This window comes from Salmonella sp. NW722 (assembly GCF_051702785.1).
Taxonomy (GTDB): domain Bacteria; phylum Pseudomonadota; class Gammaproteobacteria; order Enterobacterales; family Enterobacteriaceae; genus Salmonella; species Salmonella enterica.
This window is the reverse complement of record NZ_JAMMIN010000007.1, coordinates 206828-226948: the sequence shown is the minus strand read 5'-3', so window position 1 is coordinate 226948 and position 20121 is coordinate 206828. Positions and strand designations below refer to the sequence as shown.

The following is a 20121-nucleotide window of genomic DNA, read 5'->3' as shown; positions in this document are numbered from 1 at the left end:
AGCAGGGTGGTTTTTCCGGCGCCGTTGCCGCCGGTGACCTGCACCCACTCCCCGGCGTCCACGGTGAACGACAGCCCACTGAACAGCGTCCTCTCGTCCCGCTCGCAGTACAGATCTCTGGCTTCAAGCATTCCCACTCATCAACGTCCTGTCAGAAACCTGGTTTAACATCACGCATATCCGGCAGTTTATGCGCGATCCCTTTGTGGCAATCGATACAGGTCTGTCCATCTTTTACCGCCTGATCGTGCATTTTCGCCGCGACGCCTTTTTGCGCGGTCAGATCCATAAAGTCGAAATTGTGGCAGTTACGGCATTCCTGCGAGTTGTTGTCTTTCATGCGCCGCCACTCATTTTGTGCCATTGTCAGGCGATGAGCTTCAAATTTCTGCGGTGTATCTATCAGCCCAAATACCTTCGCGTACAGCTCTTTACTGGCTTTGATCTTACGGATCATCTTCGGCCCCCACTCATGCGGCACATGGCAGTCAGGACAGGTGGCACGAACGCCGCTACGGTTGTTGTAGTGGACGGTTTCCATATACTCCTCATACACAGTGTTGCGCATTTCATGGCAGCTAATACAAAACTCTTCGGTGTTAGCTTTTTCCATTCCGGTATTGAAGCCGCCCCAGAAGATGATGCCGCCGATAAAACCGATTAACAGCAGCGTCCCCAACGCCAGGCGGCTGGGGCTGCGCCACCATCGCCAGACGCGCTTTATCCAGCCGGGTTTACGGTTAGAATTTTCCATAATGACCTCTTATTTCCCGTAACCTTGCGAGGGGGTAAAGGTATTGTCGATAATCGGCGCGGTATCAGACTGCGGTACGTGGCACTGCAGGCAGAAATAACGACGCGGCGCGACGTTGCCCGACACTTTACCGTCGCTGTCCATAAAGTGCGTCGGACTGATACGCGGCGCGCCCGTCGTACGATAACTTTCCACGCCGTGGCATTGCAGACAGCGGTTGGTATTGGTCGTCACCTGGTAGCCCTCGACGCTGTGCGGGATCATCGGCGGCTGGTTGACGTAATTTAGCGGCATACGTTCCTGCTCTTTCGGCATACGAATCGCCCCTTCCTGCGTCCCGGATACTTCCGGCGACTGGCTCAGATCCACTCCGTTTGCCGCCCAAACCGCACCACTTACCACCAGGGCAAGCGTGGCCATCCATTGACACAGCGCTTTCATCAGGTCATGGCTTTTCATTGTTTCGCTCCCGAACTCCATCGCATTTACACTTCATCCTTCGAGCTGCCTCTTTGTTGGCTGCGCTCCAAAATCCCAGTCACATCGTTATCTATGCTCCTGGGGATTTCCTCGCTTACCGCCGCGATGCATCCCGAATGATGTTGTGTATCGTTATTGTAAAAACATCCTCAGAACAGACATCCACGCAGCGACCGCAGGTCATGCAGTCGCGGTGAGTGACCTGCGCCGGGCTTTGCTCATCCAGCACCGGCGCACGTAGCACATGCGGTTCCGGGCAAACATGAAAACAATCCATACAGCGATTACATTTCTCACGTTTTTTGGCCGTCACGGTCACTACGCCTTTACTGCCCAGCACGCCATACAGCGCGCCCATCGGGCAAATATGACCGCACCAACCGTGCTCAACGACTAATAAATCAAATAAAAACAAAGCAATAATCAGCAACGCGCCGCTACTAAATCCCATAACCAGACTACGGCCTAACAGCGACACGGGATTAATCCATTCCCACAGCAGCGTGCCGGTCAGGGCCGAACCGATTAACACCACCACCAGAAGGACGTACCGTATATGGCGTGGAATCGTCGCAGACTGGTTCAGGTCAAATTTCCTGCGCATCCAGTTAGCCAAATCGGTAACGGGGTTTAGCGGGCAAACCCAACTGCAAAATAATCGCTTTCCCGCCAGCGCATACAGCACAGCGATAATCACTGCTCCCGTCAGCGCCACGGTAGCGGGAAGATGCCCACTGGCGAGACTTTCCAGGGTAATCAGCGGATCGGTCAACGGGAGGGTATCGAACAGCAAACTACTGCTGTAGTTGCCATGCAAAACCCAAAAGCCCAGCCACGGGCCGCTGAGAAACATCCCCAGCACCATAAACTGGCTGATACGGCGTAACACCAGCCAGCGGTGGCTACGCCACCAGCCTTTTTTCGCCCGCGCTTCTCGCCCGGCGTCGCGTTTACGATTTGCCATCTTTCCCCTCCAGCCAGCCGAAGCGGTAATGGTGTCCTAACTCCCCTTTCGCCAATGACAACGGCAACACTTTTATCGCTGGTTGCTCCAGTACGCAGACTTTTTCGCATTTGCCGCAGCCGGTACAGGCGTCGCTGTGTACGGTGGGCAGAAAGCGCGCATGTTTGCCGGTGCGCATGTTGCGATCCAGCTCCAGCGTGATGGCCTCATCGATTTTCGGGCATTCGCGGTAGCAAACGTCGCAGCGCAGCCCCTGAAAGTTGAGGCAGTTTTCCTGATCCAGCAGCACCGCCAGCCCCATGCGCGAGTCATCAATGGAGGCGATATCTTTATTCAGCGCCCCGCTGGGGCAGACTTTGGCGCACGGAATGTCTTCACACATTTCGCAGGGGATGTCGCGAGCGACGAAATAGGGCGTACCTGCCGATAGCCCGGAGGCCAGCGTCGCCAGTTTTAGCGTGTCGTATGGACACGCCTGAACGCACTGCCCGCAGCGCACACAGGCGCTGGCGAAGGCATTTTCATTCAGCGCGCCAGGCGGACGCAGCCGCACGCCCGATGCGCGCGCGGTTTGCTGTTGCAAGCCCAGCGCCACGCCAACCGCTGCCAGCCCGCCCGCAGTGCGCACAACATCACGCAGAAAGCGGCGGCGGCCATTTTGGGGTTTCGCTGTACGGGACATAACGCGTTACACCTTCGCCAGCTTAACGGCGCACTTCTTGAAGTCCGTCTCTTTAGAGAGCGGGTCCGTCGCATCCAGCGTCAGGTTGTTCACTAGCTGAGCGGCATCGAAGAACGGCATATACACCAGTCCCTGCGGCGGACGGTTACGTCCACGCGTTTCGACAATCGAAATCACTTCACCGCGGCGGGACGACACTTTAACCTTATCCCCGCGACGCAGATCGCGCGCTTTCGCATCCAGCGGGTGAATAAAGACCACCGCTTCCGGGAAGGCGCGATGCAATTCAGGCACGCGGCGCGTCATACTGCCGGTATGCCAGTGTTCCAGCACGCGACCGGTGGAAAGCCACAGATCGTACTCGTTGTCCGGCGACTCCGCCGCAGGTTCAAATGGCAGCGCGAAGATCACCGCTTTGCCATCCGGTTTACCGTAGAATTTGTACCCTTCCCCCGCTTTTACATACGGGTCGTTGCCTTCGCTGTAACGCCATTGCGTCTCTTTGCCTTCGACGACCGGCCAGCGCAGACCGCGCGCGTTGTGGTAATCGTCGAACGGCGCCAGATCGTGCCCGTGGCCACGTCCAAACCAGGCGTATTCTTCAAACAGTCCTTTTTGCAGATAGAAGCCCAGCTCACGAGACTCATCGTTTAACTGATCCTCTTTCAGCTCGCTCAGCGGGAATTTGCTGACCGCCGGCGTGGCGAACAGAACGTCATACAGCGTTTTACCGCGCAGCTCCGGCTTCTGGGCCAGCAACGCCTCCGGCCAGACCTCCTCGGTTTTAAAACGACGGGAGAACTGCACCAGTTGCCAGAGGTCGGATTTAGCTTCGCCCGGCGCTTTAATTTGCTGACGCCAGAACTGCGTGCGGCGTTCGGCGTTGCCGTAAGCGCCTTCTTTCTCAACCCACATGGCGGTCGGCAGGATCAGATCCGCAGACAGCGCGCTCACCGTCGGGTAAGGATCGGAGACAATGATAAAGTTACGCGGATCGCGCCAGCCCGGCATCCGATCTTCTTTGATGTTCGGCCCGGCCTGCATATTGTTATTACACATTACCCAGTAGACGTTCAGCTTGCCGTCTTTCAACGCGCGATCCTGCGCCACCGCGTGTAAACCCACTTTTGCCGGAATAGTGCCAGCGGGGATCTGCCAGTGTTTTTCGCAGATATCACGGTGTTTTTCGTTCGTCACGACCATGTCGGCGGGTAGACGGTGTGAGAAGGTTCCCACTTCACGCGCCGTACCGCAGGCGGAAGGCTGGCCGGTCAGCGAGAAAGGACCGCAGCCAGGCTGGGATATTTTTCCGGTCAGCAGATGGAGGTTGTAAACCAGGTTATTCGCCCACACGCCGCGAGTATGCTGGTTAAACCCCATCGTCCAGTAAGAGATCACGCGCTTATTCGGATCGGCGTAGAGCTGCGCCAACTGTTCCAGCTGATCTTTCGGCACGCCGGTCATTTCAGCGGTCTTGTCCAGCGTATATTCCGCCACGAAGGCTTTATACTCGTCGAAGCTCATCGGCTCGGAAGCATCGGAGCCCGGATTCTTCGCCGCTTTTTCCAGCGGGTGCGTCGGGCGTAAGCCGTAGCCGATATCCGTCGCCCCTTTACGCAGGTTCACATGCTTTGTGAAGAAATCCTGATTTACCGCGTTGTTCTGAATAATGTAATTCGCGATATAGTTAAGGATCACCAGATCGCTTTGCGGGGTAAAGACAATACCGTTGTCCGCCAGCTCAAAGCTACGGTGCTGGAAGGTGGAGAGGACAGCGACTTTCACATTCGGGTCGGACAAACGGCGGTTAGTGATGCGCGACCATAAAATCGGGTGCATCTCCGCCATGTTGGAACCCCACAGCACAAACGCATCGGCCTGCTCAATATCGTCGTAGCAGCCCATCGGTTCATCCATGCCAAAGGTGCGCATAAAGCCCACCACCGCCGAGGCCATGCAGTGACGCGCATTCGGGTCGATGTTGTTAGAGCGGAAACCAGCCTTGAACAGTTTTGCGGCGGCATAGCCTTCCCAGATGGTCCATTGACCCGATCCAAACATGCCGATCGCTTCTGGTCCTTTCTCTTTCAGGGAGGTTTTAAACTTCTCTTCCATCACATCGAAGGCCTGTTCCCAGCTCACCGGCGTAAACTCGCCGTCTTTGTGATAGCTGCCGTCTTTCATGCGCAGCATCGGCTGCGTCAGACGATCTTTACCGTACATGATTTTGGGCAGGAAGTAGCCTTTAATGCAGTTCAGACCACGGTTGACCGGCGCGTCGGGGTCGCCCTGGCAGGCGACCACACGGCCCTGCTGCGTTCCCACCAACACACCGCAACCCGTTCCGCAAAAACGGCACGGCGCTTTATCCCATTTGATGGCTTCCTGCTGCCCGACAACGGCGCGGGCGACGCCCGGCACGCTCAGACCGGCAGCCGCCGCAGCGGCCGCAACGGCGTTAGCTTTCATAAAGCTACGACGACTGAGTTTCATGGTGTTTCCTCACCTTGCTCATCCTGCTGGTGATAAACCAGCGACACCGCCAGTACGCCCTCGACATTGCGTACTGACTCAATTGTTTGCATCAGCGTTTCACTCTGATCTGCTTCCGCCACCACGATCAGTTGCCCGCTTTCAACATCGCTTAACGCGACTTCGCAACCCGGCAACGTGTTCAACTGTGTGCCAATGGCGGCGATGTTCTGACTTTTGGCCTGCACGACCAGGCTACAGACCTGCCAGTTAGTGCGCATGGTGGTTCTCCGCTTTGATGGCTGACACGGGGCAGATAGCCACACACGCCCCGCATCCGTTACAGGCCTGCGAGTCAAGCTGCGGCTGGTAAATACCGGATAACGTGGGACGAAAGGTAATGGCCATAGGTTCACAACTGTCCTGGCAACGATGGCATTCAACCGATTGCCTGGCGAGGCAGTTTTCCGTGAGCGTAAAAACCAGATCCCAGGCCCTGGTGTGGCGCGGAAGAAAAAGCGATTCGGTACAGGCCTGCGCACAGGCATAACAAAAGCTGCACTCGCCCCGTTTGAAATCTACGCTCGGATATCCCCCCGCCCCTCGCTGCAGGATGTCGGCCTCACACGCCTGGATGCAGGCGTCGCAACGCAGACAATGTGCGAGAAAATAGGTCGTTTCTCTGGCCCACGGCGGAAGAATCCCATTGCTGGCGTTGCGCCAACTGCCGGTCAACATGCTTCGACGGGATAAATCAACCATGATATCGCCCTTCCATAACGACACGCTTCCATAGGGAGTGAATACCAATAAAAACCGTACAATTTATGAGTAGTTGTTTTTGTAAATAAGATATTTCAGGATGTGTAAGAGATGCATACCCCGATAGAGGTAAATGCTGTTGCCGGATCAAAAGAGTGCCGGGTAAAGACCCGTAAACGTGCTTTTTCTCACATTTCAATGAGTTATATAGATATTTATATAACGAAAACCACTAATAGCTGATAATTTCATTTACATTATCAATATCAGAATATTCCACTATATAAAAAGACGCTATTTTATTAATAATCTTGAAAATATGAGTAAATACAGATTAATAGATAATATGAATGTGTTAATCTGTTGTCAGTGAATACCGAAAACAGCAGAAAGGAAATACTGTGAACAATCAAATGAAGATGTTTGTCCCTGCCGTCGTCTTCGCCGCCCTCGCCAGCGCCTCTGCCTGGGCTAACAATGGCGATACCGCCCAGCCGCTGGAAAAAATCGCCCCCTATCCGCAGGCGGAAAAAGGAATGAAGCGGCAAGTGATAACCCTTACCCCTCAGCAGGATGAATCTACCCTCAAAGTGGAACTGTTGATTGGCCAAACGCTGAATGTGGATTGTAACCAGCATCGCCTCGGCGGCACGCTGGAAACAAAAACGCTGGAAGGCTGGGGCTATGACTATTATGTCTTTGATAACGTCACCTCTCCGGTATCAACCATGATGGCCTGCCCTGAAGGTAAGAAAGAGCAAAAATTCGTCACCGCCTGGCTGGGTGAAGACGGGATGCTGCGCTACAACAGCAAGCTGCCGATCGTGGTGTATACCCCGGCGAATGTGGACGTGAAATACCGCATCTGGAAAGCGGACGCTAACGTACAGAACGCCGTCGCGCGATAATGTTACGCTGCCCGGTCACACTTACCGGGCATCTGAACACGCCGGCTCACGCAGCGCTCCGGGGTTCTTTTCAAAACACGTCTGGAAATCCGCTCGCCCGATGCCTGGTGGCGACGCGTAGCATCTTATCAGGCCTACCCGCGTGCGGACGTAGGACTGCCATCAGGCGGTTTATCCGGCGCCATAATCCATTACGCAGTACGCGCAACCGCATCACGCGAAGCGGCGTCACGTTCGTCGCCGGTGAGTTCGGTTAACTGCCCGTTACGCATTTCAAGCAGACGATCGGCGTGAATAAAATAGTGATCATCATGGCTGATGGCGAAAATGGTTTTGCCCATTTCCTGCATTAACGGCAACAGTACCTGATAAAATTCCCGGCGGAAATGCGGGTCCTGATCGGCGGCCCACTCATCCAGCAAAATAATATCGCGCTCTTCCGCCAGCGCCAGCAGCAGCGCAATGCGCTTTTTTTGCCCTTTCGACAGTTTAAGATTCAAAATGCGCCCATCGTTTAGCTCCAGCTTGTGCGTCATTTTCAGGTGCTCAAGCCACTTTTCGACCAGAGCGTGATTGGCGGGTTTCCCCTGCGGCCCCAGCAGGCGGTCGAATAACCACACATCGGTGAACACCGCAGAAAACAGTTTGCGATAATCTTCCGGCTGTCCGGCGGCAATAGGTTGACCATCAAGTAAAATCGTTCCCGATTGCGGCTGGTATAAACCGGTCAATAACATGGCCAGCGTCGATTTCCCGCTACCGTTGCCGCCAATTAAAAACAGCAGTTCGCCGCGGTGAATCGTCAGGTTGATGGGCCCCACGGAAAACGCGTTATCCTGATAGTGGAAAACCACGTTGCGCAGCTCCAGCGTCTTCCAGTCGGGAAAGGCTTTCGGCTGTGGAAAATCAGGCTTATACGGGGCGAGCGCGAATTTATTCAGTTTATTAAACGCCACCTGGGCGGTCAGTAGCGTTGGCAACGCCCCCACCGCAGACAGCAGCGGCGTGCGCAGGAACAGCAACGTCAGTGAATAGGTCGCCGCGACGTTGGTATCCGCCCAGCCGAGACTATTCGCCATCCAGAAGACCAGGCCTATCGCTCCCAGCATCATGATATTCGACCAGTTAACGGCGCTCAGATGAAAAGTATCGGCACGGATAATGTGATGACGATACTCTTTGGCGTCCGGGATATAGCATTGCTGAAAAATCTGCTCCGCACGCTCGCGGTTTAGCGTCAGCTCTTTGCGTCCTTCCAGCACCGTCTGATAGTCGTTGTACAGCTTATCTTCGGTCTCGCGCAGGGTCGCCATATGCTGGTAAACCCGCGCCACCAGCACGAATCCGCCCCAGATAGTGACCGCCATCCAGATAGCCGTAACCAGCAGCATTTTTGTCGATAGCATCGCCAGATACGCCGCCGAGCCGACGGTGAGGATAATGCCCTGCACCAGCTCAGGCAGACGCACAAAGGCGATAGTAATATTGCGAATATCGCTGGTCAGACCGGCCAGTAAAGAGGCGCTGCCCAGTTGCTCAATGCGTTCAACGTGCGTATCCAGAATGCGCTTGATAAATTCGCTGCGCAGGCGGTAAACGAAATGGTGTCCCAGAGTGGTGAGCGCCAGTTGGGAACCTAATGTGACGACCATTAGTAACAGGAGCAGACCGAGAAATTCCGGCAGCACCATGACGGTGGTGTCCACCGTTTCAATCAGGCGCTGATTGATAAACGCGATCAGGCCAATCCCCAGCGCCGCGCTGGCGAGGCTCAGCGCCATCACGCTAATAAATGGCCAGCGGTACTGCCGCCAGACAAGAATAAGAAGTTCCATGCATACAACCCGGACCGATAATAACAGCCCGCAGTTTAACTAACTCCACCTGCACAGCAATAATAATTCTTATTTTTATTCTTTTTCAGCCGCCTGACGGAAGGTGAGATTGTAACGAAATTCACCGGTCATGGGATGAAAGCCCGCTTTAAGCGGCTGGATACCATGATAAAACAGCCGGGACTCGCCGCCCCAGACCACGATATCGCCATGCTCCAGTAAGATCCGCTGGAGCGGATCGCTGCGACGCAGGCCGCCAAACTGAAAAACCGCCGGCACCCCCAACGAAACTGAGACGATAGGCGCGCGCAGATCCGGCTCGTCTTTATCCTGATGCAGCGACAGTTTTGCGCCGGGCGCGTAGCGATTGATCAGGCAGGCGTCCGGTTGGAAGCTCGCATACCCTGCCGCGATTGCCGCCTGACGACATACGCTGGCAAACGATAACGGCAGCGCAGGCCAGGGTTTATCGGTCAACGGATCGCGCACGGCATAACAATAACCGTGACGATCGGTAGTCCACCCTAACGCGCCGCAGTTGGTCATCGCCACCGACATGGTGTAGCCGCCCGGCGTCACCATCTGACGAAACGGAGACTGACTGGCGACAAACCCGATATCGTCTAATAGCGATTGCGCCGCGCGAAACGCAAAGCGGCGCAACACCACCGCGCCAGGCGCCAGGGGCTCTTGCCAGGGCGCTTCATCAGCAAATAGATCCAGCATTGCTACTCCTCTTTTTGCGCTTCTCGCTTTAATAGCTGCGCTTTTCGACGCACGCCCCAACGATAACCGGAGAGCGCGCCATCGCGACGCACGACCCGATGACACGGGATCACCATCGCCAGTTTATTCGCGCCGCACGCGCTGGCGACCGCGCGTACTGCCGTGGGTTTGCCGATAGTCGCGGCAAGCTGTTGATAGCTTACGGTTTCGCCGCAGGGAATCGCGCATAACGCCTGCCAGACCTGCTGTTGAAACGCGGTTCCCTGGATATCCAGCGGCAACGAGAGCAGCACATCGCGTGTGTTGATAGCCGCGACAACCTGCCGCACCCGTTGCTGAAAAGGCGCGTCAGCAGGTTCGTGGCGGGCCGCCGGGAACAGGGTGTGTAATTCAGCCAGTAGCGCCTCGTCGCTATCACCGGGGAGAATCGCGCAAATCCCCCGCTCGCTCTCCGCCACCAGGCACCGTCCGTAAACCCAGTCCGTCAGCGCATAGCGAACGGAGACATTATCGCCGCCTTTGCGAAACTGTTTTGCCGTCATGCCCAGCGTCTGGTCGGCATGACGATAGTAGCTACTGCTATCCGGGAAGCCGGCGCGGTAAATAGCCGCCGTGATCGGCTCTCCTTTCGCCAACGCCTCACGCAGCCGCCGGGCGCGCCACGCCTGCTGCCACCCTTTCGGCGTCATACCGGTGCTCGCTTTAAACAAACGGTGCAGATGAAACGGGCTCATCGCCACCGCCTGCGCCAGAGACGCCAGCGTTACCGGCGTCTCCTGCTCAAGTAAACGGCAGGCGCAGGCAATCTTATCCAACCGCCGTTGCTGCGCTCGCGCATTATCCGGCTGACAGCGCTTGCAGGGGCGAAAACCGGCGTCCAGCGCCTGCTGCGCGTTGGCAAAAAAGCGAACATTTTTACGTAACGCCCGCTTCGAGCGACAAGAAGGACGGCAAAAAACGCCGGTGGTTCGCACCGCAAAAACGAAACGCCCATCCGCGCTGGCATCGCGCGCCTGCACCCGCAGCCAGCATTCATCATCGGTAAGTAACGCTTTTTTCATCATAGACTCCTTCATTAAGCATAGTGCTTGCTTACATGCAGTGTGTCCGTAAATCCGCCCACAAAAACCCGTAATCTTGCGTTTTAATTCTTATCGCTCACCAGGAACGTTTTGAACTGCGGCGACATCCAGGTTTTAAAGCCTTCACCTTCTTTCATGATCATAAAGACCGCCAGCCCTTCCCGCCGCACGACCTCTTGCGCCTTTTGCGTACCAAGCACCATCAGGCCGGTGTCCCAGCCGTCCGCTTCCAGCGCCGTTGGCGCAATGACCGTAACCGATACCAGGTTGTGTTCAATGGGGCGCCCCGTTTGCGGATCGATAACGTGCGAGATACGCTTGCCATCCAGCTCATAATAGTTACGGTAGCTGCCGGAGGTGCTGATGCCATGCCCGTTGATATCCACAATCGCCTGCACCGCGTTTTCCCGGTCGGTCGGCTTCTGAATCGCGACGCGCCACGGCAGCCCCTGCGCATTCATCCCGCGACTGCTTAATGCGCCGCCCACCGAGACCAGATAACGCGCAATGCCCTCCTGCTCCATCAGACGCGCCAGGTGATCCGCCGCATAGCCCTCCCCGACCGTGGAGAGATCAACATAAAGATCCGGCAGATCTTTTTGCAAAAACTGATGTCCAGCCCTGTCGATAACCTGCAAATGTTGCAGGCCTGTTTTCGCTTTTGCCGCATCGATTTGTGCTGGTGTTGGGATATGCAGCGGCTGCCGATCCGGTCCAAACCCCCACAGATTGACCAGCGGGCCCACGGTGATATCCATCGCGCCATCCGTCTTCGCGCCAATACGCAGCGCCGAGGTCACGATATCCGCCATGGCTTCGCTGACCGGCCAGGGCGCAAGGCTGCGTGAATGGTTAAAACGCATCAGCGCGGAGTCATTTTTATAGGTAGAAAGCAACCAATCATCAGCATCAAGCTGAGTCTGGATTTTAGTCTGTAACTCTGCGGCGCGTTTCGCATCGATACCAACCACGCTCACCCGCCAGAGGGTCCCCATCGTTTTACCTTCCAGCACCTGAGCGGCAGGTGACGCTGTTGTCGTTTCGGGAGCCTCATCGCAGCCCATAAGTAAAAAAGCCGCCGCCAGACACACGGCCCGGCAAAAAGTCATTTTCATCGCTGTTTATCCTCATTCGAATGGACGCAAGCGTATATCAAAACGTCGTATTTGTACGCCGGAATAAGGCATGAAAAAAGGGCCCGCAGGCCCTTTAGCAACATCTTTTGCTGATTAGAACTGGTAAACCAGACCCAGCGCTACGATGTCGTCGGTGTTGATGCCCGCATCGCGGGTAAAGTCGTTTTTATCCAGCAGGTTGATTTTGTAATCAACATAGGTGGACATGTTTTTGTTGAAGTAGTAAGTCGCGCCGACATCAACATATTTTACGATGTCCTGGTCGCCATAGCTGGCGCCGTAGCCGTTGCTGATGTCCTTACCTTTAGACTGCAGGTAAGCCACAGACGGACGCAGACCAAAGTCGAACTGGTACTGAGCAACCACTTCAAAGTTCTGCGCTTTGTTGGCAAAACCGTAAGAGGTGGACGGGTTGCTACCGTTAGAGGTACCAAAACGGGTTGCATTATAGGTCTGAGAATACTGCGCTGCCAGATAGATGTTGTTCGCATCGTATTTCAGGCCGCCGGTGTAGACCGTGGCGCGATCGCCGTTACCATACAGGCGAGCGTTAGCGGTGTTGTTCTGATCGGCAGTACGTTTAGACGTGGTGATAGCGCCACCGACAGAGAAGCCTTCGCCGATTGCATAAGTCAGCGATCCGCCGTAACCATCGCCGTTCTGGTTCAGCAGGCTACGACCACCATCGTTTTCACCGCTCACGCTGCCGTTTTTGCCCTGATACTGCAACGCGAAGTCCAGACCATCCACCAGGCCGAAGAAGTCGGTGTTACGGTAGGTAGCATAGCCGTTACCACGCTGCTGCATAAAGTTGTCAGCGCCGTAGGTGTCGCCGCCGAACTCCGGCAGAACGTCGGTCCAGGAGGTCACGTCATAGGTTACGCCGTAGTTACGACCATAATCGAAGGAGCCTGCGTCAGCGAATTTCAGACCCGCAAACGCCACACGCGTCCAGGAGTCGTTGCTGCCTTCAGTCTGGTTGCCCTGAATCTGATATTCCCACTGGCCATAACCGGTCAGCTGATCGTTAACCTGCGTTTCGCCTTTGAAGCCGATACGCATGTAGGTCTGGTCGCCGTCGCTGCCTTTGTCGTCAGAGAAGTAGTGCAGGCCATCAACTTTACCAAACAGATCTAATTTGTTGCCGTCTTTATTATAAATTTCAGCCGCATTCGCTGCGCCCGCCACCAGCAGAGCTGGTACCAGGAGGGACAGTACTTTAACTTTCATGTTATTAACCCTCTGTTATATGCCTTTATTGCTTTTTTATGCCACTGCTTACTGGTTAACCCTCATTAACCAGTCGGCAAGTCCATTCTCCGCAAAAATACAGAATAATCCAACACGAATATGATACTAAAACTTTTAAGATGTTACAATTATCTACATAGATGTTTCAAAATATGAATTTTACGGAACTTTTTTAAAGCAAAAATCAAGTAAAAATAAGCACAAATAGACAAAATATATTCACGAAACTTTTAAAATCAACGGGTTAAATTGATGAAATTCATAGCACTGAATGATAAAACAGAATCTTCATTCGCAACTAAAATAGTGACCGCTATCATCATTAACTTTATTTATTACCGTCATTCACTTCTGAATGTCTGTTTACCCCTATTTCAACCGGATGCTTCGCATTCGGTTTTTTTTACCCTTTTTCAGACACACCCGGCTGATTTATGCTACCTGCCTAAAACTATCACGGTTATTCACTACACTCCCCTGCTCGACCGTTCGTAAGACATTAGCAAATAATTTCTTGATATTTAGTGCTAAACATTTATAAGTAGTCTTTATATTTGTACCGTTCTGCGAAGGTTGTACGCTTTTCCCGTCCCGCCGACGGAGCGCGTGTTAAGTTGCCCGGCATGACGTAAGAGTCTGGAAATTCATTCATTACCCTTTATACTGCCCTTCACCTTCAGCGTTGCTTTTACAGGTCGTAAACATAAATGAGTCAGTCTGACACAACGGTCTCTACCCGATTCTCCCTTCTACCGGGAAGCATTACCCGTTTCTTCTTATTGCTGATCATTGTGCTGCTGGTAACGATGGGCGTTATGGTACAGAGCGCCGTCAACGCCTGGTTGAAAGACAAAAGCTATCAAATTGTCGATATCACCCACGCTATTCATAAACGCGTGGATACCTGGCGGTATGTTACCTGGCAAATTTATGACAACATCGCCGCGACCACTACGCCATCGACAGGTGAAGGACTTCAGGAAACGCGTCTGAAGCAGGATGTGTATTATCTTGAAAAGCCGCGACGTAAAACTGAAGCGCTGATTTTCGGTTCCCATGACAGCGCCACGCTGGAAATGACGCAGCGTATGTCAACCTATCTGGATACGCTGTGGGGCGCGGAAAACGTGCCGTGGTCAATGTATTACCTCAACGGACAGGATAACAGCCTGATTCTTATCTCTACCCTACCGTTGAAAGATCTCTCTTCCGGCTTTAAAGAGTCCACTATTGGCAATATCGTCGATTCCCGCCGGGCAGAGATGTTGCAGCAGGCGAATGCACTGGATGAGCGCGAAAGTTTCTCCTCATTGCGAAAACTGGCCTGGCAAAACGGTCACTATTTTACGCTGCGCACGACCTTCAATCAGCCAGGACATCTGGCAACCGTGGTGGCGTTTGATCTGCCCATTAATGATTTAATCCCGCCGGGAATGCCGCTGGACAGTTTTCGGATAGAGCCTGACGCAACCCAGGCGACGGGGCGAAGCAGTGAAAAGGAAGCGCCTGATAGCGTCACGATTAGCTTTAACGGTTCAAAAATTGAGATCTCCTCAGCGCTTAACTCTACCGGAATGCGCCTGATCTGGCAGGTACCGTTCGGTACGCTTTTGCTTGATACGTTGCAAAATATTTTGCTGCCTTTACTGCTGAACATCGGGCTGCTGGCGTTGGCGTTATTTGGCTACGCCACGTTCCGTCATCAGCCGGGACGGTCGACGGAATCGACATCCGGCAACGCGGCGAATAATGAGCTTCGCGTCTTACGCGCCATTAATGAAGAGATCGTTTCTCTGCTGCCGCTGGGTCTGCTGGTCTACGATCAGGAAGGCAACCGCACCGTGATCAGCAATAAAATCGCCGATCATCTGTTGCCGCATCTTAACCTGCAAAATATTACCAGCATGGCGGAGCAGCATCAGGGCGTGATTCAGGCGACAATTAATAACGAACTGTATGAGATCCGTCTGTTTCGCAGCCAGATCGCTCCCCGCACGCAGATCTTTATTATTCGCGATCAGGACCGGGAAGTGCTGGTGAATAAGAAGCTTAAACAGGCGCAGCGTTTGTATGAGAAGAATCAGCAGGGCCGCGCCGCCTTTATGCAAAATATCAGCAACACGCTTAAAGAGCCCGTACGCCAACTGGCGGTTAACGCCGCGGCAGTCACCACGCCGGAAAGCCTGAAACTGGCGGATCAGGCGGATGTATTAGTACGTATGATCGATGAAATCCAACTGGCGAATATGCTGGAAAGTGACGCATGGAAAAGCGAAGCAACGCTGTTCTCCCTTCAGGATCTTATTGACGAAGTCGTGCCGGAAGTGCTGCCCGCCATTAAGCGTAAAGGGCTGCAACTGCTGATTAATAACCATCTTAGCGGCAACGATGAACGCTGGGGCGATCGCGACGCCCTGCGCCGAATTTTGCTGCTGTTGATTCAGTATGCCGTCACAACGACCGCTATGGGTAAAATTACGCTTGAAGTCGAGCAGGATGAATCTATCGCGGAGCGTCTGACTTTCCGTATTCTGGATACGGGCGAAGGTGTAACGTTAAACGAGATTGATAATCTGCATTTCCCGTATATGAATGAAACGCAGGGCGATCGTTACGGCAAAGCGAATCCGCTCACCTTCTGGCTGTGCAATCAACTGGCGCGCAAACTGGGCGGTCATCTCAACATTAAAGCGCGAGAAACGCTGGGCACGCGCTATACCGTTCATGTCAAAATGCTTCCTCACGATCAGCATACTCAGGTCGAAGAGCGCCTGCTGGACGACGTGAGCGTGATGGTCGATGTGACGTCCAACGAGGTTCGCGCGATTGTGCTGCGTCAGTTAGAAAACTGGGGCGCCACCTGCATCACGCCGGATGAAAGGCAGATAAGTCAAGAATATGATCTCTTTTTAACGGATAATCCGTCTAATCTTACTGCCTCGGGCTTGCTTTTAAGCGATGATGAGTCAGGCGTGCGGAAAATTGGCCCGGGTCAGTTGCGCGTCAACTTTAATATGAGCAATGCTATGCAGGAAGCTGTACTACAACTTATCGAAGAGCAGCTGGCGCAGGAAGAGATTCCCGCCTCCCCGCTCGGCGGAGATGAAAATGCCGAGCTTCATGCCAGCGGCTATTATGCGCTATTTGTAGACACAGTACCGGATGATGTTAAGAGGTTGTATACTGAGGCGGCAACCAGCGATTTCGCTGCGCTGGCCCAAACGGCCCACCGCCTGAAAGGGGTGTTTGCCATGCTTAATCTGGTACCCGGCAAGCAGTTATGTGAAACGCTGGAACATCTGATTCGTGAGAAAGATGCTCCAGGTATAGAAAAATATATCAGCGACATTGACGCCTACGTCAAAAGCTTGCTGTAGCAAGGTAGCCCAATACATGAACAATATGAACGTAATTATTGCCGATGACCACCCGATTGTACTGTTCGGTATTCGCAAATCACTTGAACAAATCGAGTGGGTGAATGTTGTCGGCGAATTTGAAGATTCCACAGCATTGATCAACAACCTGCCGAAATTAGATGCGCATGTGTTGATCACTGACCTCTCCATGCCGGGAGATAAATACGGCGATGGGATCACCTTGATCAAGTACATCAAGCGTCATTTTCCGAGCCTGTCTATTATCGTTCTGACCATGAACAACAATCCGGCGATCCTGAGCGCCGTGTTGGATCTTGATATTGAAGGGATCGTACTCAAACAGGGTGCGCCAACCGATCTGCCTAAGGCGCTGGCCGCGCTGCAAAAAGGCAAAAAATTCACCCCGGAAAGCGTTTCTCGTCTGCTGGAAAAAATCAGCGCAGGCGGTTACGGCGATAAGCGCCTGTCGCCAAAAGAGAGCGAAGTATTACGCCTGTTCGCCGAGGGTTTCCTGGTCACCGAAATCGCCAAGAAGCTCAACCGCAGCATTAAGACCATCAGCAGCCAGAAGAAATCGGCGATGATGAAACTGGGCGTAGAAAATGATATCGCGCTGCTCAACTATCTCTCTTCCGTCACCCTGAGTCCGACAGACAAAGAATAAATCGCTTTTATGTTACCCAGCCTGATGGCGCTACGCTTATCAGGCCTACCAGTCGACTCATCTTTTACAGGCCGGACAGGCGACGCCGCCATCCGGCATTTTTTATGCCCGCGTTTTACGTACCCGCTCGGCATACACCGCCAGCGTCTGTTTCAACACATCCAGCGTCACAGGCTTCGACAAACAGCTGTCCATACCGGACTCCAGGCAACGTTGTTTCTCTTCCGCCAGCGCGTTCGCCGTCACGCCGACGACAGGCAGCGTCAGCCCAAGCTGACGGATACGCTGCGTCAGGCGATAGCCGTCCATGTTCGGCATGTTCACATCGCTCAGAACAATATCGATAGCATTTTTACTCAGAACATTCAGAGCGTCCACACCATCATTGGCTGTCTTACACTGATATCCCAGCGATCCCAATTGATCGGCCAACAGACGGCGATTGATCGGATGATCGTCAACGACCAGAATCATCATGTCTTCATTTGAATCTGCGGTTTTATCCGTCGTCGGCAATGCGCTGGAAAGCGCTTCACTATCCAGCTCAATACTATAAATACGCGCCAACAGTGCGGGCAACTCATGCACCGACGCCACACTATGCACCCACTCGCCCGGCGCTCTTTCCAACGGAATCCCGATATGACGGCGGCAAAAGACGACCGCCGCCCTCCCCTGCCAGGTATGCTCCAGCGCGTCATCGACAATCAAAATATCGTCCGCGGCGGGTTCTTGCCCTTCATAACGCTGCGTATGAACGCCGCTACGCGCCAGACTGGTCTCAATAAACTGGCACAAAGAAGTATTGCGCACCGCCAGCCAACAGCAGGTTCCGGCGAGTCCTTCCACACTCTTTTTCACTGGGTATTGCGCGCCATAAAGCGGGATACGCAGCGTAAACTGGCTTCCCATGCCCGGCTCCGAATCGACGGAAATATCGCCGTCCATCATGCTGATCAATTTTTCGCAAATCGCCAGCCCCAGACCGGTCCCCTGAAAGTTACGCTGTACGCCGGTTCCCACCTGGAAGAAGGGATCGAACAGGCGAACCACCTCTTTTGCCGGAATACCGACGCCGGTATCCCGCACGCGAATGCTGAGATAATCCCCATCACAGCGCACATGCAGCACGATGCAGCCAATATCGGTAAACTTAATGGCGTTGCTCAACAGGTTTGAAATGACCTGCTGTAAACGCATCGGGTCGCCGTTCAGCGATACCGGCACGTCAGGCTCAATAAAACAATACAGGCCGAGCTGCTTACGCACCACCAGCGGCAGATAATTGGCGGTGATATGGTTCATCACCTCTCGCGGTGAAAATTCGCGCGGCTCAATCTTTAGCTGTTCCGACTCAATTTTCGAGAAGTCGAGAATGTCGCTGATAATTTTCAGCAACAGACTGGAGGAATTATTCATCGCCGTGACCAGACGATCCACGCCTTTTGGCAGCTCTTTGGTTTGCAGCAGATCGAGATTGCCAATGATACCGTACAGCGGTGTGCGCAATTCATGGCTGACCGTTGCAAGGAACATGGATTTAGACTGGCTTGCCTGCTCCGCCGCCTGCGCCATCTCTTGCAGCGACTCTTCCATTTTGACGCGCGTACTCACATCTACCAACACGCAAATCGCGACGTTTTCATTACGATAGCGGGAATGGACGAAGCTAATTTGCAAATTGGTATTATTACTGGTCAATACATCAACGAAGTTGACCTGCTGGCCGCAAATAATTTGCGTCAGGCGCTGTCTGTCTTCATGCGTGAGCATGTTCAGGTAGGTGTGCGCCAGTTCGTTACTCAGAATATTGACACCATCAATAGTGCGCAGAATACAGATCCCCACCGGCGCGGAGGCGACGATTTTACGGTTGAACTGTTCATGCTCTTCCAGACGCTGAGCATCGCTCTCCGCCGGAATAAAAATTCGCCGCTCATACATCCGCGCAAGCGTAAACAGCCCTGCGCCCACCAGCACGTTCAGCAGGATAGCGTTCAGGATAAGAATACGAATACGCTCCAGGACTAAATCTACAGGCACAGAATAGACAATACTGAGCGAGGATGGCGGCAGGCTTTTTTTGAGTACCAGTTCGCGAAAACCTGGCGTATAACCAAACCAGGAGCGCTCCTGCATCCAGCGCGGCTCCGCTTTAATATTGCCGTCAGGACCGGTCAACGAAATCAGCGAATGGCCGTTCTCATCAATAATAGTGACGCCCATCGGCAAACTGCCGGGCGTGAAAAAATTTTCCATACGGATGGACTGCTCGACGCCCAGCAACGCCTGCAGACGATTGGCCAGATACACCGGCGTCAGCGCATAAAAATAGCCCACGCCCTGACGCGCGCCCTGGCTTATCCAGAAAAGGTTATTCCCACTTTCTTCCTGCGGCGCGTTGCGGTATTTCATAATCCGCTCATGTAACGCTTTTAACGCATCATCGCGCTCCACGGGCATTTCACGCAGGCCGAAATTCGCCATACAGAGGTTATCGCTGCCAATCAGGAAAACGCGGTTAAGATCATACGCCGCTGAAAAGTTGTCGCGCCAGTAACGCATAAACCAGGCCAGCGACTCCAGCGATCCGCGCCAGGCGGAGCCCATCGCCGCACAGTCTGAGTCGGCAAATAGCGGTTCAAAGTCCGGCACCACCATTTTGTCATCACGCGCACGCGACGACATGACGCCGTTTTCCGCCGTTAAACGGTTCTCGGCGATATATTTGAGCTCTTTCATCACATCCGACGTGCGCTGGATAAAACGCTGCGCCTGATCGGAGCTAAGGTTGAACTCCTGACGAATTTCAGATTCCCGCTGGTGCAGGGCATTGACGATGTAAAACACCGAAACAAAGGCGATTAAGAGCCAAATGAGTAACGCTAACGCTCTGAATAAGTAGCGCGAGACTTTCAGCGTAGTTCGAAAGGAAGCAAGGTATTTCAAAGGGGCGAAGCTCCGCCTCAGGATGTAAATAGAGTGTGACTAAGGTAGCGGTAAATGACGTAGCCCGCAACGGCAA

The 20121-nt window shown here is 53.7% G+C and carries 17 protein-coding genes; 3 read left to right on the top strand and 14 right to left on the bottom strand.

What is annotated here, in order from left to right; translation table 11 throughout:
- The 8 genes from NA330_RS18530 to napF form a co-directional block, all read right to left on the bottom strand.
- Nucleotides 1-131: ATP-binding cassette domain-containing protein (locus NA330_RS18530; protein WP_119001695.1), on the bottom strand; the 131-nt coding region annotated here is incomplete at its 3' end.
- A gap of 20 nt (nt 132-151) precedes the next feature.
- The gene (gene napC / locus NA330_RS18525; RefSeq protein WP_000431778.1) at nt 152-754 is read right to left on the bottom strand and encodes a cytochrome c-type protein NapC; all 603 of its coding nucleotides are present in this window, start codon (nt 752-754) and stop codon (nt 152-154) included.
- A 9-nt stretch (nt 755-763) separates the two neighbouring features.
- Nucleotides 764-1213, bottom strand: a complete 450-nt coding sequence (gene napB / locus NA330_RS18520; protein WP_000835182.1) for a nitrate reductase cytochrome c-type subunit — start codon at nt 1211-1213, stop codon at nt 764-766.
- A gap of 115 nt (nt 1214-1328) precedes the next feature.
- Nucleotides 1329-2198: a quinol dehydrogenase ferredoxin subunit NapH gene (napH, locus tag NA330_RS18515; protein ID WP_000013532.1), complete on the bottom strand. Its 870-nt coding sequence runs from the start codon at nt 2196-2198 to the stop codon at nt 1329-1331.
- Complete coding sequence (gene napG / locus NA330_RS18510; protein WP_023242532.1) at nt 2185-2880, bottom strand: ferredoxin-type protein NapG; 696 nt, start codon at nt 2878-2880, stop codon at nt 2185-2187. Before napG ends, napH begins: the two co-directional genes overlap by 14 nt.
- 6 nt (nt 2881-2886) lie before the next feature.
- Entirely contained in the window at nt 2887-5373 is a 2487-nt protein-coding gene (napA, locus tag NA330_RS18505; protein ID WP_023242533.1) for a nitrate reductase catalytic subunit NapA, read from the bottom strand.
- The gene (napD, locus tag NA330_RS18500; protein ID WP_001260058.1) at nt 5370-5633 is read right to left on the bottom strand and encodes a chaperone NapD; all 264 of its coding nucleotides are present in this window, start codon (nt 5631-5633) and stop codon (nt 5370-5372) included. The genes napA and napD overlap by 4 nt, the downstream gene beginning before the upstream one ends.
- On the bottom strand, nt 5623-6114 hold the full coding sequence (gene napF, locus NA330_RS18495) for a ferredoxin-type protein NapF (protein WP_000228070.1): 492 nt from the start codon (nt 6112-6114) through the stop codon (nt 5623-5625). The genes napD and napF overlap by 11 nt, the downstream gene beginning before the upstream one ends.
- Nucleotides 6115-6527: 413 nt before the next feature.
- On the opposite strand from napF, the gene eco reads away from it, so the two are divergent.
- Nucleotides 6528-7022 carry a serine protease inhibitor ecotin gene (gene eco, locus NA330_RS18490; protein WP_000781589.1) on the top strand — a complete coding sequence of 165 codons (495 nt, stop codon included), beginning with the start codon at nt 6528-6530 and terminating at the stop codon, nt 7020-7022.
- Nucleotides 7023-7213: 191 nt separating this feature from the next.
- Here the strand turns inward: eco and NA330_RS18485 are convergent, their stop codons facing one another.
- From NA330_RS18485 to NA330_RS18465, 5 genes are all read right to left on the bottom strand, one after another.
- On the bottom strand, nt 7214-8857 hold the full coding sequence (locus tag NA330_RS18485) for a multidrug ABC transporter permease/ATP-binding protein (protein ID WP_023242534.1): 1644 nt from the start codon (nt 8855-8857) through the stop codon (nt 7214-7216).
- A gap of 75 nt (nt 8858-8932) precedes the next feature.
- Nucleotides 8933-9583 carry a DNA oxidative demethylase AlkB gene (alkB, locus tag NA330_RS18480; RefSeq protein ID WP_000884991.1) on the bottom strand — a complete coding sequence of 217 codons (651 nt, stop codon included), beginning with the start codon at nt 9581-9583 and terminating at the stop codon, nt 8933-8935.
- Nucleotides 9584-9585: 2 nt separating this feature from the next.
- On the bottom strand, nt 9586-10647 hold the full coding sequence (gene ada, locus NA330_RS18475) for a bifunctional DNA-binding transcriptional regulator/O6-methylguanine-DNA methyltransferase Ada (RefSeq protein ID WP_000975972.1): 1062 nt from the start codon (nt 10645-10647) through the stop codon (nt 9586-9588).
- Between the two features lie 80 nt (nt 10648-10727).
- Complete coding sequence (apbE, locus tag NA330_RS18470) at nt 10728-11780, bottom strand: FAD:protein FMN transferase ApbE (RefSeq protein WP_000784301.1); 1053 nt, start codon at nt 11778-11780, stop codon at nt 10728-10730.
- 114 nt (nt 11781-11894) lie between these two features.
- A complete protein-coding gene (locus tag NA330_RS18465; RefSeq protein WP_023204444.1) occupies nt 11895-13031 on the bottom strand; it encodes a porin OmpC in 1137 nt (378 codons plus the stop codon).
- Nucleotides 13032-13759: 728 nt separating this feature from the next.
- On the opposite strand from NA330_RS18465, the gene rcsD reads away from it, so the two are divergent.
- Nucleotides 13760-16429 carry a phosphotransferase RcsD gene (gene rcsD / locus NA330_RS18460; RefSeq protein ID WP_023242535.1) on the top strand — a complete coding sequence of 890 codons (2670 nt, stop codon included), beginning with the start codon at nt 13760-13762 and terminating at the stop codon, nt 16427-16429.
- A 16-nt stretch (nt 16430-16445) separates the two neighbouring features.
- Nucleotides 16446-17096 (top strand): response regulator transcription factor RcsB, encoded by a 651-nt coding sequence (rcsB, locus tag NA330_RS18455; protein ID WP_001061919.1) that lies wholly within the window; start codon nt 16446-16448, stop codon nt 17094-17096.
- Nucleotides 17097-17198: 102 nt separating this feature from the next.
- Here the strand turns inward: rcsB and rcsC are convergent, their stop codons facing one another.
- Entirely contained in the window at nt 17199-20045 is a 2847-nt protein-coding gene (gene rcsC / locus NA330_RS18450) for a two-component system sensor histidine kinase RcsC (protein ID WP_023242536.1), read from the bottom strand.
- Nucleotides 20046-20121 lie beyond the last annotated feature (76 nt).